We start from the raw sequence: 14,599 nt of genomic DNA, 5'->3' as shown, positions 1-14,599 counted from the left end.
GGGAGCTTGACCCATGGCTGGAACAGCCGTTCAACACGATCAACGCCATGATCACTCCGATCATGCCCACGCCGACCACGGACACAAGCCGCTGACCTTCTTCCAGCGCTGGTTCCTGTCGACCAACCACAAGGACATCGGCACGCTCTACCTGATCTTCGCGATCGTCGCCGGCATCATCGGCGGTACGCTGTCGGTCTTCATGCGTGCGGAGCTGCAGGAGCCGGGTATCCAGATCTTCCACGGTCTGGCGCAGATGGTCTACGGCTTCGAGGGCGATGCTGCCATCGATGGCGGCAAGCACATGTTCAACGTCTTCACGACCGCGCATGCGCTCATCATGATCTTCTTCATGGTCATGCCGGCGCTGATCGGCGGCTTTGCAAACTGGATGGTGCCGATCATGATCGGCGCTCCGGACATGGCCTTCCCGCGCATGAACAACATCTCGTTCTGGCTGATCGTCCCGGCCTTCCTGCTGGTGCTGCTTTCGATGTTCGTCGAAGGTCCGGCGGGCGCCTATGGTGCCGGCGGCGGCTGGACGATCTATCCGCCATTCTCGACATCCGGCATGCCGGGTCCGGCCATGGACCTCGCGATCCTTGGTCTGCACGTTGCCGGCGCATCGTCGATTCTCGGCGCGATCAACTTCATCACCACGATCCTCAACATGCGCGCGCCTGGCATGACGCTGCACAAGATGCCGCTGTTTGCCTGGTCCGTGCTGATCACCGCCTTCCTGCTCTTGCTCTCGCTGCCGGTTCTGGCAGGCGGCATCACCATGCTGCTGACCGACCGCAACTTCGGCACGACGTTCTTTGCCCCCGAGGGCGGCGGCGACCCGATCCTGTTCCAGCACCTGTTCTGGTTCTTCGGTCACCCCGAAGTGTACATCCTGATCCTGCCGGGCTTCGGCATTGTCAGCCACATCATTTCCACCTTCTCGCGCAAGCCGATCTTCGGCTATCTCGGCATGGCCTATGCCATGGTCGCGATCGGCGCCGTCGGCTTCATCGTGTGGGCGCATCACATGTATACGGTCGGCATGTCGCTCGAAACGCAGCGCTACTTCGTCTTCGCGACGATGGTCATCGCGGTTCCGACTGGTGTGAAGATCTTCTCGTGGATCGCAACGATGTGGGGTGGCTCGATCCGCTTCACCACCCCGATGGTCTGGGCGATCGGCTTCATCTTCCTCTTCACCGTCGGCGGCGTGACGGGCGTCCAGCTCGCCAATGCCGGCCTCGACCGGGCGCTGCATGACACCTACTACGTGGTTGCCCACTTCCACTACGTGCTGTCGCTCGGCGCCGTCTTCGCCATCTTTGCGGCCTGGTACTACTGGTTCCCGAAGATGAGCGGCTATATGTATTCCGAGTTCCTCGGCAAGCTGCACTTCTGGGTGATGTTCGTCGGCGTGAACCTCATCTTTTTCCCGCAGCACTTCCTCGGGCTCGCCGGCATGCCGCGTCGCTACATCGACTATCCGGATGCCTACGCCGGCTGGAACATGGTATCGTCCTACGGCTCCTACGTTGCCGCCGTCGGCGTGCTGATCTTCCTCTTCGGGGTTGCCGAAGCCTTCGCGAGGAAGCGCGTCGCTGGGGACAATCCGTGGGGCGAGGGCGCCAATACGCTCGAATGGCAGCTCTCCTCGCCTCCGCCGTTCCACCAGTGGGAACAGCTCCCGCGGATCAGGTGACGGCCAACGAACAGAAGCCGCCGGTCTTTTCGGCGGCTTCTCACCGCCGGCTAACCGGCAGGATGCGGTCTTTCCGACCGCAACGAAACCAGGAACGAGACATGGCGCTCACAAACAATCGCGAAGCACTCGGCATGGAACGCGCGCCGCGCCTGTCCGAAGCCTATGCGCGCGATTATTTCGAGCTGTTGAAGCCGCGCGTCATGTCGCTGGTTATCTTTACGGCCTTTGTCGGCCTCGTCCTTGCGCCAGGACAAATCAATCCCGTCATCGGCTTCATTGCGATCCTCTGCATCGCTGTCGGCGCCGGTGCCTCCGGCGCGCTGAACATGTGGTATGACGCCGACATCGACGCGGTCATGAGCCGGACTTCCAAGCGGCCTATCCCCGCCGGGAAGATCCTGCCGCAGGAAGCGCTCGCCTTCGGCCTGACGCTCTCGGCATTTTCCGTGACGATCCTCGGTCTCGCCGTGAGCTGGCTCGCAGCCGGATTGCTCGCTTTCACGATCTTCTTCTACGTGGTCATCTATACCATGTGGCTGAAGCGCTCTACGCCCCAGAACATCGTCATCGGCGGCGCTGCCGGCGCCTTTCCCCCGATGATCGGCTGGGCCTGCGTGACCGGTGGTGTCTCGATCGAAAGCATAGTCCTGTTTCTCATCATCTTTCTCTGGACGCCGGCGCATTTCTGGGCCCTGGCGCTCTTCAAGATGCGTGACTACGGCGCTGTCGGCGTGCCGATGATGCCGAACGTCTGCGGCGAGGCGACGACGAAGACACAGATCGTCATCTACGCCTTGCTGACGGCGCTGAGCGGTATCTGTCCCACCTTGCTCGGCTTTGCCAGTCTCGGCTATGGGGCCTTTGCCACGGCGATGGGTCTCGGGTTCCTCTGGTATTCGCTTGGGGTGCTGCGCATGCCGGAGAACGACGAGCGGATGGTCCCGGCCAAGAAGCTCTTCGCCTTCTCGATTGCCTATCTCTTCGCGATTTTCTCGGCCCTGTTGGTCGATCACATGATCGTCCGCATGTGGTTCGGTTCCGGAGGTGTCGTCTGATGGAAACCGTTGAACTCAGTGAAGCCCAGAAGAAGTCCCGCCGTGGGCGCAACATCGCGCTTGGCGTGGTGCTGGCAGGGCTTGTGGCTCTTTTCTACGTCGTCACGCTGATCAAGTTCGGCGGCGGCACGGTGCATTGAAGGGACGATCGATGACTGTGGCCCCGCAAAGCTCCCGAAAGAAGCGCGGCAACGGCGTCGTCGTCGGTGCCTGCCTCGCTTTCGCGGCAGGCATGCTCGGAATGGCCTATGCTGCCGTACCGCTTTACGACATGTTCTGCCGGGTGACGGGCTATAACGGCACGACGCAGCGGGTCGAGCAGGCTTCCGACGTGATCCTCGACCAGAAGATCAGGGTGACCTTCGACGCGAATACCGCAGCCGGGCTGCCATGGGAGTTCAAGCCGGTCCAGCGCGAAGTCGACCTCCGGATCGGCGAGACGGTCCAGGTCATGTACCGGGCGAAGAACATTTCGTCGAAGCCGTCAACCGGACAGGCGACCTTCAATGTGACGCCGATGGAGGCGGGAGCCTACTTCAATAAGCTCGAATGCTTCTGCTTCACCGAGACGACTCTTCAACCGGGCGAGGAAATGGAGATGCCCGTCGTCTTCTTCGTCGATCCGGAGATCGTCAAGCCGGTCGAGACGAGAGATATCAAGACTTTGACACTGTCCTACACCTTCTATCCGCGAGAGCCTTCAAAGCCGGTCGCAGAGGTGAAGGCGAAGGGCGAAGTTGATCAGAATAAACTTTGACAGGAGCGCCGTTTCGGCTATGCCGGACGGCGACAAGAGAGGACTATCGGGGATTACTGACATGGCCGGAGCGCATCAGAAGAATCACGACTACCACATCATCGATCCCAGCCCGTGGCCGCTGCTCGCCTCCATCGGCGCCTTCGTCATGGCTTTCGGCGGTGTCGGCCTCATGCGCTATGTCGCCGGCGGTTCGTTCAAGATGTTCGGCCTGGAACTCGCCAATCCGTGGATCTTCCTGATCGGCCTCGTGATCGTTCTCTACACCATGTTCGGCTGGTGGTCGGACACGATCAAGGAAGGGCGCGAGGGTCATCACACCCCGGTCGTGTCGCTGCATCTGCGCTACGGCATGATCATGTTCATCGCTTCGGAAGTGATGTTCTTTGCCGCCTGGTTCTGGGCCTTTTTCGACGCAAGCCTGTTTCCGGGCGAAGCGATCCAGGCTGCGCGCGCGGAGTATACGGGTGGCGTCTGGCCGCCGAAGGGCATCGAGGTCCTCGATCCCTGGCACCTGCCGCTCTACAACACCGTCATCCTGCTCCTGTCCGGCACCACGGTTACCTGGGCACACCACGCGCTGCTGCATAACGACCGCAAGGGCCTCGTCTACGGTCTGACGCTCACCGTTCTGCTCGGCGTCCTCTTCTCCTTCGTCCAGGGCTACGAATACGCGCACGCACCTTTTGCCTTTAAGGACTCGATCTATGGCGCGACCTTCTTCATGGCGACCGGGTTCCACGGTTTCCACGTTCTGGTCGGTACGATCTTCCTGTTGGTCTGCCTGTTCCGCGCGCTCGCAGGCGGGTTCACTTCGCAGCACCACTTCGGCTTCGAGGCGGCCGCCTGGTACTGGCACTTCGTTGACGTCGTCTGGCTGTTCCTCTTCTTCTCCATCTACATCTGGGGTGGCTGGGGCGCGCCGATCGCCCACTAGGGCGGGTTGCTCGTGAGTTTGGCGGGCGGCTGCGGCAACGCAGCCGCTTTTTTGCTCGACTGCGATATCGGCTACGGCAAAGGGTGTCGATTCGGGCGCAGATCAAGATCCAATTGCCAGCCCGATTACTTCGCCTGGCTGGCGTGATTGACGCAGGTGTTCGATCGGACGCACGGCTGCATAGCCGTTTACCAATGCCGAGATGGACGAAATCTGCGGTATTGCTCCCAACAACACTGTGATTGAGAACACCATGAAAGATTACAAGGCTCTTTACCCGCCGGTCGACCCGATCCTGACAGGCATCAAGGGGCTTTGCCCGCGCTGCGGTCAGGGCCGGCTCTTCGACGGTTTTCTGAAGGTGCGGCCCGCCTGCAGCAATTGCGAGCTCGACTACCGCTTCGCCGATTCCGGCGATGGTCCCGTTGTCTTCGTCATCCTGATCGTCGGCTTCATCGTCCTCGGAGCTGCGCTCTGGATGGAGGTGAACATCAACCCGCCGCTCTGGCTGCACTTTCTCTTGTGGATACCCTTGGCCACGGTTTTCAGCCTTGGATTGACGCGGGTGCTGAAGGGCGTGCTGATCAATCTGCAGTACCGAAACGATGCGCGCTCGGGCGAAGTCGACCGTGGTTGAGAAAAGGAAGCCGGCGCCACGCGGCAGGCTCCGCATGGTGACGGGCATCGCCCTGGTCGTGATCGCCTTCGCGATCCTGGTCTCGCTCGGCACCTGGCAAATGCAGCGGCTGCATTGGAAAGAAGCGTTGATCGCCGCGATCGCTGAAAGGCGGTCGGCCCCGCCGGTCCCGCTCGAAGAGATCGAGGCCATGGCCGCTGGCGGCGACATCGATTATCGTACGGTGCACCTGACCGGTGTCTACGACCATGGCAAGGAGCGCCACTTCTTCGCCACCCATGAGGGCCGCACTGGCTATTTCGTCTACACGCCGCTAATGCTGGTGGACGGCCGCGCCGTCTTCGTCAATCGCGGGTTCGTGCCTTTCGAGAAGAAGGACCCCTCGACGCGGCCAGAGGGTCAGGTTGCCGGAACCGTAACGATCACCGGTCTCGCGCGTCCGCGCCTTGACGGGAAACCGTCGTCGCTCGTGCCCGACAACGATGTCGGAAAGAACATCTTCTACTGGAAGGATCTCGATGTGATGGCACGATCGGCAGACATCGCCGCCGATACGCTCGTTCCTTTCTTCGTCGACGCCGACGCTTCGCAAAACCCGGGTGGACTGCCGATCGGCGGCGTCACGCAATTCGACCTGCCGAACAACCATCTGCAGTATGCACTCACCTGGTACGGGCTCGCCGCCACCCTTGCAGGCGTTACCGGAGCCTTTCTCTACCGTCGTAAACGAACCGACGGGTCAGGTGCCTGAAGGTCTTCTTTCTTGTGTGCCTGGTCGTTGCCGCTATATATGGCGCATGGCCGCTCAAGCCCCGTATCCTCTTCGTGCGGGGAAGCCCGGCGATACTCTCGCTCCTCATCGTTCCACTGGTTTCCTGACCTATGGCCTTATTCACGGCAGCAAAATCCCCCCTCACCATTCGCCTCTGCGGACCGCGCGGTTTCTGTGCCGGCGTTGACCGGGCAATCCAGATCGTCGTGCTGGCGCTCAAGGAGTTCGGCGCTCCGGTCTATGTCCGCCACGAGATCGTGCACAATCGCTATGTCGTGGAGGGACTTGAAGCCAAGGGGGCGATCTTCGTCGAGGAACTGGACGAGATCCCGCCCGAGCACCGCAAGCAGCCCGTCGTCTTTTCCGCCCATGGCGTGCCAAAATCTGTGCCGGCCGACGCGGACGCGCGCAATCTCTTCTATCTCGATGCCACCTGCCCGCTCGTATCCAAAGTCCACAAGCAGGCGATGCGTCACCACCGGCAAGGCCGGCACGTCGTGCTGATCGGCCATGCGGGGCACCCGGAAGTCATCGGCACGATGGGGCAGTTGCCGGACGGCGCCGTCTCGCTCATCGAAACGGTGGAGGATGCCGATGCCTACACGCCGCCGGATCCCGACAATCTCGGCTTCGTCACGCAGACGACGCTTTCGGTCGACGATACCGCCGGCGTGATCAAGCGGCTGCACGAGCGTTTCCCGAACCTGACGGCGCCCGCTGCCGACTCGATCTGCTATGCGACGACGAATCGGCAGGAGGCCGTGAAGCAGGCCGCACCCGGCTGCGACCTGTTCCTGATCGTCGGCGCGCCGAATTCTTCGAACTCCAAGCGGCTCGTCGAGGTGGCGCTGAGAGCCGGCGCCCGCCAGGCCGTCCTCGTCCAGCGTGCTTCGGAGATCGACTGGGGCACGCTTCGAGATATCTCGACGGTCGGACTGTCGGCCGGAGCTTCCGCACCGGAAGTGATCGTCAACGAGATCATCGAGGCATTCCGGGAGCGTTATGCAGCGAAGGTTGAGCTTGCCGACACCGTGGAGGAGCATGAGAACTTCCTCGTTAACCGGGAACTGCGCCATGTCGAACTCACCGACGCCGACATGGCCTTCGTCAACGGTTAGATGACGAACGATCGCCGGTGGCGGGCCAACCTTTGAATGTGCATTTTTCAGGAAAGTAGCGAGCCTTGGCAGTTTACACCGATATCACGGAAGACGAACTGATCCGCTTCCTTGCGGCTTACGACGTGGGCTCGCTGACCTCCTATAAGGGCATTGCGGAAGGGGTCGAGAATTCCAATTTCCTCCTTCACACCACCAAGGGCTCCTACATTCTCACGCTTTATGAAAAGCGGGTGAACGCCGACGACCTGCCGTTCTTTCTAGGGCTCATGCACCATCTTGCCGAGTCGGGGATCTCCTGTCCGCTGCCCTTGCCGCGCGCCGATGGCGACCTGTTGGGCACGCTCTCCGGCCGTCCGGCCGCGGTAATTTCCTTTCTCGAGGGAGTGTGGCTGAGAAGGCCGGAGGCACAGCATTGCCGCGCGGTGGGTCGGGCGCTCGCATCGATGCACGAGGCGGGCAGGGGCTTCCCCTTGACGCGTGCAAACGCCCTTTCCGTCAACGGCTGGCGCCCGCTCTGGCAAAATTCCGAGGCACGCGCCGATGAGGTACAGGCCGGATTGAGGGAAGAGATCGCGACGGAACTGGCCGATCTCGAGGCGCGCTGGCCGACGGACCTGCCTGCAGGGGTGATCCATGCGGACCTCTTCCCGGACAATGTCTTTTTCCTGGGCGATCGCCTTTCGGGTCTCATCGACTTCTACTTCGCCTGCAACGATTTCCTGGCCTACGATATTGCCGTCTGCCTCAACTCTTGGTGCTTCGAGAAAAACGGCGCCTACAACATCACCAAGGGGATGGCGCTGCTTGCCGGCTACGAGAGCGTGCGCAGGCTGACCCCGGAAGAGGTTGAGGCGCTTCCGCTGCTTTCGCGTGGTGCCGCACTCCGATTTTTCCTGACGCGCCTTTACGACTGGCTGACGACGCCCGCCGGCGCGCTGGTCGTCAAGAAGGACCCGCTCGAGTACCTGGCGAAGCTTCGCTTCCATCGCGCCGTCGCCTCGAGCGGCGAATACGGCCTGAGGCGTGAAGAGGCCTCCGCATGAAGCATGTCGAGATCTTCACGGACGGAGCCTGCTCGGGCAATCCCGGGCCGGGGGGCTGGGGCGCGGTTCTGCGCTATGGCGATTTGGAGAAGGAGATGTTCGGGGGCGAGGCCGAGACCACGAACAACCGCATGGAACTGCTCGCCGCCATCTCCGCGCTGAATGCGCTGAAGCAGCCCTGTGAGGTCGACCTCCACACCGACAGCAAATATGTGATGGACGGCATCTCCAAATGGATTCACGGCTGGAAGCGCAACGGCTGGAAAACCGGCGACCGGAAACCGGTGAAAAACGGCGAACTCTGGCAGGCGCTGGACGAGGCAAGGGGCCGGCACCAGGTGACCTGGCACTGGGTGAAGGGACATGCCGGGCATCCGGAAAACGAACGCGCCGACGAGCTCGCGCGCAAGGGCATGGAGCCGTTCAAGAAGGCGCGCCGCTCGGACGCGGTGAAGTAGAGATCCATCTAAGAACACATGCAGTAGGGTGAGGGGCAAATCCCCAGCCACCCGCGTGCTTTTATGCGAGCTTTAGATCAAAGCTGTTCCAGCATGGCGGCCGCGCCGGAAACGGTCGCCTGACTGGGGACGTCTTCTACGTTCAGCATCCGGACTACACCGTCCTCGACCAGCATCGAGTAGCGCTTGGAGCGGACGCCAAGCGTACCGGCTGAGAGATCAATGTCCATGCCGATCGCTTTGGTGAAGGCGGCGTTCCAGTCGGCCAGGAAGTGGATCTTGCCCATGCCGCCGGTCGCGCTCGCCCAGGCACCCATCACGTGCAGGTCGTTGACGGCCACGACGGCGATAGCGTCAACCCCGCGGGCGAGGATCGCATCGCGGTTCTCGAGATAGCCGGGAAGATGGTTGAGCGAGCAGGTGGGCGTGAAGGCGCCCGGAACGGCGAAAAGGACGACCCGCTTGCCTTTGAAGAGATCATCGGTGGTCACCTCGACCGGGCCATCCGCGGTCTTTTCCTTGAAGGTTGCCCTGGGCAGCTTATCTCCGACAGCGATGGTCACGGGTTCTCTCCTGGATCAGATATGGTGGGATCAAATATGGTGGCGGGGACTATAAGAGCGCCTCAGTCGAAGGCAAGCGTGGTTTCCATGGTGCGATCGCCGACGCGCACCGTCAGTGCGATCGGCTCTGCGCCAGTCTGAGGGTCCTTTCCGGCGCGCTTCACCGGAACATCGACCCGTCGGGTCGTGCCGGACGCGCCGCCGACGATCGGTTTGCCGAAAAATACCCCACGGGGACCTGCGAGAAAGACTTCCGGCTCGGCACCAGCCGCCGATACCGGCAGTTGGAGATTGATGCGGATCAGCCCGGCGGCCGCGTCAAACTCCGCCTGTGAGACCCTGAAATCATTTGACGGCGTTTCTGGAAGCGCCTCGATCGCCCGCTCGATGCGCGCCGCATCCAGTGGATTGTCGAATTCGCCACCTTTGAGAGTAAGCTCCAACTCGCCCTGCACCGGAATGCAGATATCCTCACAGACACCGAGGAAAACGGAAGCCCGGATCGTCACGTCGGCTTCGTCGTTCATGCGCTTCAGCAGCAGCGGAAAGGTGACCGGCGCGTCATAGCCGACATAGCCCTCCGGTCCCTCGCCGAAGGACCTCGGCGCGGGAAAGCGGATCGCTTCCAGCTTGACCCCGGCGTCCGGATCGAGGGTGACCTGCGGCGGTATTCCACTTGCGCCCGGATCCCGCCAATAGGTCTTCCAGCCGGGCGCAAGCCGGACTTCGAGAATGGCGGGAATGGAGCCATCCGGCCTGGGCTGCGAGGCAACGAGGCGCACCGCCCCGCCGGGAGTGTCGAGCCATTCGCTCGTGGCAGCTTCGGCCGGGCCGGCGAGGATAAGGGTGACGAGGAGACCTGCCTTTGCGAGGCGCCGGGTCTTAGCTGCCGGTATCGAAACTTCAATCATCGATTATGAGTACCGCGTTTCGCTTTGGCTCTCCAGCCGCCGGGGCTGATTCAAACGATCATAAATTCTTGATCGCGGCCGGCGGGAGCATGGCGGGAACATCTGCCATCTCCCAGCGTTTGTTCACGGGCCGTGCGAAGCGGCCAGGTTCTCTTGCGTCGAAAAAGCCGCTGTAACCGGCGCAAGTAACCGTCGTGCGTGCAAATTTGGGCGGCCGCCACGTAGAGACGCTTTTCATTTCATGGCGAATTGATAGGCTATCCCCACTATGGCAACCAAGGTGCTTCACAGGGCGCGTGAGCGCGGCTTTCTTGACGGTCAGTTTCTGATCGCCATGCCGGGGATGTTCGACGTCAATTTTGCCCGCACCGTTATTTTCGTCTGTGCCCATTCCGAAGACGGAGCGATGGGCTTCATTCTCAACCGGCCGCAGCGGCTCACCTTTCCGGACGTGCTCCTGCATCTTCAGCTGCTCGATCCCGACGATGCAATCCGGCTGCCGGCGGCTGCGCGCGATTTTCAGATCCAGGCCGGAGGCCCCGTCGAGACCGGACGCGGCTTCGTGCTGCACTCCGACGATTACCTGAGCGACTCCAGCATTCCCGTCAGCGACGACATCTGCTTGACTGCGACGCTCGACATCGTCAAAGCCATTTCCCGTGGCGAAGGGCCTCTTAAAGCCACAATGCTGCTCGGCTATGCCGGTTGGGGACCGGGCCAACTGGAAAACGAAATCACCCAGAATGGCTGGCTCACCTGCCCGGCGCGCGAGGAACTGATCTTCAGCCGCGACCTTGACGAGAAATACGACCGGGCACTTGCCCTGATGGGCATCAGCCCAGCCATGCTCTCGCCGGATTCCGGCCACGCCTGAAAATTCTCCTCCTCAGTCCTGTGCTTGTCGCGGGAATTCAGCAGAGAAACTCGGCGGCGCGGAACGGTACTTTAAGGGCGACGCTAAACTAAGCCCGCTTCATCAAGGGAAATCGCTCCTTCAGGAGCCGCAATATCGATTCCGATCCGATCGGCGGACCAAACAGGAAGCTTTGGCCGTAGTCGCAGCCCATTTGGGCGAGTTGAATCGCGTCGTCCTCCGACTCGATGCCCTCTGCGACAACCCTCATGTCCAGTTCTCGCGCCATGGTGATGACCGACCGCAGCACGACGGCACGCTTGTCGCTCGGATCGCGCACCAGCGCCTTGTCGATCTTGATCGTGTCGAAGGGAAAGCGGGTGAGATAGGAGAGGGAGGAATGGCCGGTGCCGAAATCGTCGAGTGCCAGCCTCAAGCCCGCCTCCTTCAGCTTTTCGAGCACCAGCCGCGCCTGTTCCGGATTCTCCATCACCAGCGACTCGGTGAGCTCCATCTTCACTTGCGTCGGGTCGCAGCGGTTCTTGGTGAGGGCGGCGCGCACGTCGTCGTAGAGCTCGTTGTTCAAGAGTTGCGCGCTCGAGAGATTGATCGAGACGAAGATCGGCAGGTCGCCGGTCTGCGACTGCCATTCGGAAAGATCGCTCGTCGCCTTGTCAAACGCGAACATGCCGAGCTGGTTTATGATGTCGGAATTCTCCGCGATTGGAATGAACTCCGTCGGCGAGATGTTGCCGCGCTTGGGGTGGTCCCAGCGCATGAGCGCCTCGAAGCCGACAATCTCGGCGTCGCTCAGGCGCACGATCGGCTGATAAACGAGCGAAAGCTCCTTGCGCTCGATCGCCCGCTTCAAGTCCGCCTCGAGTTGCAAGCGATCGGAGCCGGATGTGCGGAAGGCGGGCCGGAACGGCTCGACTCGGTTGCCGCCCTCCTTCTTGGCGCGGAACATCGCAAGCTCCGCGTCGTCGAGCAGGCCGGCCGCGCTCTGTTCGTGATCGAGCCAGGAAACGAGGCCGATAGAAGCAGTGAGGTTGATTTCGCGATGGCCGTAATTGAGCGGAACCATGATCGCCTTGCTGACCGCATCGGCAAAGTCGGCGATCTTCGCGGGATCACGTTCGGACATCAGGATCAGCCCGAACTGGTCGCCTCCGAGGCGCGCCAGCGTGTCCTGCGGGCGCAACAGTCGGCGAAGCCGGCGCGTCAGTGCAATGAGGACATTGTCGCCGGCTGCAATGCCCAGCAACTCGTTAACCTGCTTGTACCGGTCGATGTCGATCGCAAGCACTGTCGGCCTGATGTTGGTGCCGTCGGACATCAAGAGGATCGCCTGAAGACGATCCAGGAAAACCTGCCGGTTCGGCAGGCCGGTCAGGTTATCGAGAAGCGCATTGTGCAGGAGCCGCTCCACCGAATTGCGCTGTTCGGTGATGTCGACGATTGTGCCCACGCAGCGGATGATTTCTCCATTGGCGCCGAGCACCGGCCGCGCGCGTATCGACAGCCAGTGATAATGGCCGTCTTCGGCACGGACGCGGAACTCGTGGTGCAGCCGGCCGCGCCGATGCTCCAAAAGCACATCGAGCGTCGCGCGGAACCGGTCGCGGTCATCCGGATGCAGCCGCGGCACCCAGTTGCGCACAGGCCCGTTCATTGTGCCGAGGGAGAGCCCGAGCTGGTGCGAAATATCGGGCAGCGTAACGACCCGGTCGCGCGCCACGTCCCAGTCCCAGACCGAGTCTCCTGAACCGGTCAGCGCCAGTGCCTGACGCTCGAGATCGGAGAAGAGGCCTTGCTGGTAGGCGCCGCCGGCAAAGGCGTGCTGCATGACCGTGAAGCCGATCAGCAGCACGATCAGCACGAGCCCGCCCCCAAGCGCGGGCTGGACGATGTCGTTGGCAAGTTGACCGGTAACGGCAAGCCAGGCGCCGAAGAGCCAGACGAGGATCAGAAGCCAGGCTGGGACGAGAAGGATGGCGCGGTCGTAGCGGTTGAAACCGAGATAGGCAATCAGCACGATTCCGACGGTCGCCGTCAAGGCGAAGGAGAGGCGGGCGATGCCGGCCGCGATCGCCGGATCGTAAATGGCGACGCCGAAGAGCAGCGCCAGGCCGAGAATCCAGGCAAGCGTCGCATAACCGAGATGCTGATGCCAGCGATTGAGGTTCAAATAGGTGAAGAGAAAGATTACCAGGCCGGCCGCGAGGAAGACCTCGGTCCCGGCCCGCCAGATGCGCTCGTCGTCCGCCGTCATGCTGATCAGCTTCGACAGGAACCCGAAATCGACGCAGATATAGGCAAGTACGGCCCAGGCAAGCGCTGCCGTCGCCGGCAGCATCGACGTACCCTTGACGACGAAGAGAATGGTCAGGAACACCGCGAGCAGGCCGGCGATACCGAGTACGATGCCGCGATAGAGCGTAAACGCGTTTACGGTGTCCTTGTAGGCCTCGGGCTGCCAGAGGTAGATTTGTGGCAGATCGGGCGTCGCAAGCTCGGCGACGAAGGTGACGACTGCGCCCGGGTTGAGAGTGATACGGAAGACGTCGGCCTCGTCGCTCTGCTGCCGGTCGAGCGAAAAGCCCTCGCTTGGGGTGATCGAGAGAATGCGCCGCGAGCCGAGGTCGGGCCAGAACAGCTTGGAATTCACCAGCCGGAAATGCGGCGCGACGATCACCCGTTCGAGCTGCTCCTCCGAGACGTTGGCAAGTGCGAAGACCGCCCAGTCTCCCTGGTGGTTCTCCGTGCTCGAGCGCACTTCGATGCGGCGCACGATCCCGTCGGTGCCTGGGGCGGTGGAGACCTGGAAGGCCTCGCCGTGCCCGCTATAGATTTCCGTTGTGGCGGTGAGGTCGAGAGCCGTGTCCTCGCGCGAGATCTTCACTGGTTCGAGGGCATGCGCGACGCCGCCGGCAAGGCCGAGAGCGAAAATCGCAAGTGCCACCAGAAACGCCGCCAGGCTTTTGGCTGGCCTTACGAACGGCTTGCGGATCAGAGGCATCAAAGGGGCATATTCCTGTTCGGTACGGCATCGGTGACGAGCAGCGAAAACATCAGGTGGTCCCGCCACTGCCCGTTTATCTTCAAGTACTGTCTCAAGTAGCCTTCACGCTCAAAGCCGGCCTTTTCAAGGAGCCGGATGCTCCGCGCGTTTTCCGGAATACAGGCTGCTTCGATACGGTGCAACTCGAGGGTCGAAAAGATGTAGGGGATGGTCAGCTTCAGCGCCTGGTACATATGGCCCTGGCCCGCATATCGCTGCCCCATCCAATAGCCGATCATGCAGTTCTGCGCGGCGCCCCGACGGATATGGCCGATTGTGAGCCCGCCTAGCAGGATTTCGTCGGGTTTTCGGAACAGGAACAGCGGCACCGCCTGCCCTGATGCATGTTCCTGTTCGTTGCGGATGACGCGGCTTCGGAATGCGCTCTCGGTCATCTCATCGGGACGCCAGGTCGGTTCCCAGGGCTCCAGGAAGGCGCGGCTTTCGCTGCGTAGCCGGTACCACTGGCGATAGTCAGCGTAACGGGGAAGTCTGAGGAGATAATGCTCGTTGGCTATCTCGACCGTCTCGGGCTGCCGCGACAGGAACCGAAAAACCGATCGTGCCATATATGCCTCCGGCCAACTCAGCAGCCGAGCGGATGAGGATGCGCTGCGCGCTGCTCGTTCCGCTCCGACCATCCACGCACAGGAAAGCGAATTCTTCCCTGCGACGCTGCAGCCGTTTCGCGAGCGAACGCGCCGCATTGCGAAACGTCGCACATGT

At 61.8% G+C, this 14,599-nt stretch carries 16 protein-coding genes; 12 read left to right on the top strand and 4 right to left on the bottom strand.

Features of this window, described 5'->3' with window-relative positions; all coding sequences use genetic code 11:
- The first annotated feature begins 13 nt into the window (after positions 1-13).
- The 11 genes from ctaD to rnhA all read left to right on the top strand — a co-directional run bounded on the left by ctaD (position 14) and on the right by rnhA (position 8,485).
- Complete coding sequence (ctaD, locus tag J2Z31_RS09265) at positions 14-1,702, top strand: cytochrome c oxidase subunit I (protein ID WP_209601607.1); 1,689 nt, start codon at positions 14-16, stop codon at positions 1,700-1,702.
- Between the two features lie 101 nt (positions 1,703-1,803).
- Complete coding sequence (locus tag J2Z31_RS09260; protein ID WP_209601606.1) at positions 1,804-2,760, top strand: heme o synthase; 957 nt, start codon at positions 1,804-1,806, stop codon at positions 2,758-2,760.
- Complete coding sequence (locus tag J2Z31_RS09255; RefSeq protein ID WP_209601605.1) at positions 2,760-2,900, top strand: hypothetical protein; 141 nt, start codon at positions 2,760-2,762, stop codon at positions 2,898-2,900. Before J2Z31_RS09260 ends, J2Z31_RS09255 begins: the two co-directional genes overlap by 1 nt.
- A gap of 11 nt (positions 2,901-2,911) precedes the next feature.
- Entirely contained in the window at positions 2,912-3,517 is a 606-nt protein-coding gene (locus tag J2Z31_RS09250) for a cytochrome c oxidase assembly protein (RefSeq protein ID WP_209601604.1), read from the top strand.
- 61 nt (positions 3,518-3,578) lie between these two features.
- Complete coding sequence (locus tag J2Z31_RS09245) at positions 3,579-4,454, top strand: cytochrome c oxidase subunit 3 (RefSeq protein WP_209601603.1); 876 nt, start codon at positions 3,579-3,581, stop codon at positions 4,452-4,454.
- Positions 4,455-4,707: 253 nt separating this feature from the next.
- Positions 4,708-5,091, top strand: coding sequence for a DUF983 domain-containing protein (locus J2Z31_RS09240; protein ID WP_209601602.1), 384 nt, complete (start codon positions 4,708-4,710; stop codon positions 5,089-5,091).
- Complete coding sequence (locus J2Z31_RS09235) at positions 5,060-5,842, top strand: SURF1 family protein (protein ID WP_209601601.1); 783 nt, start codon at positions 5,060-5,062, stop codon at positions 5,840-5,842. The genes J2Z31_RS09240 and J2Z31_RS09235 overlap by 32 nt, the downstream gene beginning before the upstream one ends.
- 14 nt (positions 5,843-5,856) lie before the next feature.
- On the top strand, positions 5,857-5,970 hold the full coding sequence (locus J2Z31_RS29745; protein WP_328243273.1) for a DUF1304 family protein: 114 nt from the start codon (positions 5,857-5,859) through the stop codon (positions 5,968-5,970).
- A gap of 3 nt (positions 5,971-5,973) precedes the next feature.
- Positions 5,974-6,981, top strand: a complete 1,008-nt coding sequence (ispH, locus tag J2Z31_RS09225; protein WP_209601600.1) for a 4-hydroxy-3-methylbut-2-enyl diphosphate reductase — start codon at positions 5,974-5,976, stop codon at positions 6,979-6,981.
- A 65-nt stretch (positions 6,982-7,046) separates the two neighbouring features.
- Positions 7,047-8,027 (top strand): homoserine kinase, encoded by a 981-nt coding sequence (locus tag J2Z31_RS09220; protein ID WP_209601599.1) that lies wholly within the window; start codon positions 7,047-7,049, stop codon positions 8,025-8,027.
- Complete coding sequence (gene rnhA, locus J2Z31_RS09215) at positions 8,024-8,485, top strand: ribonuclease HI (RefSeq protein WP_209601598.1); 462 nt, start codon at positions 8,024-8,026, stop codon at positions 8,483-8,485. The genes J2Z31_RS09220 and rnhA overlap by 4 nt, the downstream gene beginning before the upstream one ends.
- Positions 8,486-8,562: 77 nt before the next feature.
- Here the strand turns inward: rnhA and J2Z31_RS09210 are convergent, their stop codons facing one another.
- Together J2Z31_RS09210 and J2Z31_RS09205 are read right to left on the bottom strand one after the other, a co-directional pair.
- Positions 8,563-9,048, bottom strand: coding sequence for a peroxiredoxin (locus tag J2Z31_RS09210; RefSeq protein ID WP_209601597.1), 486 nt, complete (start codon positions 9,046-9,048; stop codon positions 8,563-8,565).
- 62 nt (positions 9,049-9,110) lie between these two features.
- Positions 9,111-9,959, bottom strand: coding sequence for a protein-disulfide reductase DsbD domain-containing protein (locus J2Z31_RS09205; protein ID WP_209601596.1), 849 nt, complete (start codon positions 9,957-9,959; stop codon positions 9,111-9,113).
- Positions 9,960-10,227: 268 nt separating this feature from the next.
- Here J2Z31_RS09205 and J2Z31_RS09200 point away from each other — a divergent pair, with 268 nt between their 5' ends.
- Positions 10,228-10,833, top strand: a complete 606-nt coding sequence (locus J2Z31_RS09200; protein WP_209601595.1) for a YqgE/AlgH family protein — start codon at positions 10,228-10,230, stop codon at positions 10,831-10,833.
- 88 nt (positions 10,834-10,921) lie between these two features.
- Here the strand turns inward: J2Z31_RS09200 and J2Z31_RS09195 are convergent, their stop codons facing one another.
- Complete coding sequence (locus J2Z31_RS09195; RefSeq protein ID WP_209601594.1) at positions 10,922-13,831, bottom strand: EAL domain-containing protein; 2,910 nt, start codon at positions 13,829-13,831, stop codon at positions 10,922-10,924.
- Complete coding sequence (locus J2Z31_RS09190; protein WP_209601593.1) at positions 13,831-14,442, bottom strand: GNAT family N-acetyltransferase; 612 nt, start codon at positions 14,440-14,442, stop codon at positions 13,831-13,833. Before J2Z31_RS09190 ends, J2Z31_RS09195 begins: the two co-directional genes overlap by 1 nt.
- Between the last annotated feature and the right edge of the window lie 157 nt (positions 14,443-14,599).

It is taken from the genome of Sinorhizobium kostiense, assembly GCF_017874595.1.
Classification (GTDB): domain Bacteria; phylum Pseudomonadota; class Alphaproteobacteria; order Rhizobiales; family Rhizobiaceae; genus Sinorhizobium; species Sinorhizobium kostiense.
The sequence above is the reverse complement of the archived record's forward strand: the minus strand, read 5'-3'. Positions and strand labels throughout refer to the sequence as shown.

Excerpts from the sequence above, each read along its gene's own strand:
- J2Z31_RS09255 (WP_209601605.1), top strand. The coding sequence starts at position 2,760 with ATGGAAACCGTTGAACTCAGTGAAGCCCAGAAGAAGTCCCGCCGTGGG.
- J2Z31_RS09240 (WP_209601602.1), top strand. The coding sequence starts at position 4,708 with ATGAAAGATTACAAGGCTCTTTACCCGCCGGTCGACCCGATCCTGACA.
- J2Z31_RS09200 (WP_209601595.1), top strand. The coding sequence starts at position 10,228 with ATGGCAACCAAGGTGCTTCACAGGGCGCGTGAGCGCGGCTTTCTTGAC.
- J2Z31_RS09250 (WP_209601604.1), top strand. The coding sequence starts at position 2,912 with ATGACTGTGGCCCCGCAAAGCTCCCGAAAGAAGCGCGGCAACGGCGTC.
- ispH (WP_209601600.1), top strand. The coding sequence starts at position 5,974 with ATGGCCTTATTCACGGCAGCAAAATCCCCCCTCACCATTCGCCTCTGC.
- J2Z31_RS09190 (WP_209601593.1), bottom strand. The coding sequence starts at position 14,442 with ATGGCACGATCGGTTTTTCGGTTCCTGTCGCGGCAGCCCGAGACGGTC.
- ctaD (WP_209601607.1), top strand. The coding sequence starts at position 14 with ATGGCTGGAACAGCCGTTCAACACGATCAACGCCATGATCACTCCGAT.
- J2Z31_RS09260 (WP_209601606.1), top strand. The coding sequence starts at position 1,804 with ATGGCGCTCACAAACAATCGCGAAGCACTCGGCATGGAACGCGCGCCG.
- J2Z31_RS09195 (WP_209601594.1), bottom strand. The coding sequence starts at position 13,831 with ATGCCTCTGATCCGCAAGCCGTTCGTAAGGCCAGCCAAAAGCCTGGCG.
- rnhA (WP_209601598.1), top strand. The coding sequence starts at position 8,024 with ATGAAGCATGTCGAGATCTTCACGGACGGAGCCTGCTCGGGCAATCCC.
- J2Z31_RS09245 (WP_209601603.1), top strand. The coding sequence starts at position 3,579 with ATGGCCGGAGCGCATCAGAAGAATCACGACTACCACATCATCGATCCC.
- J2Z31_RS09235 (WP_209601601.1), top strand. The coding sequence starts at position 5,060 with ATGCGCGCTCGGGCGAAGTCGACCGTGGTTGAGAAAAGGAAGCCGGCG.
- J2Z31_RS09205 (WP_209601596.1), bottom strand. The coding sequence starts at position 9,959 with ATGATTGAAGTTTCGATACCGGCAGCTAAGACCCGGCGCCTCGCAAAG.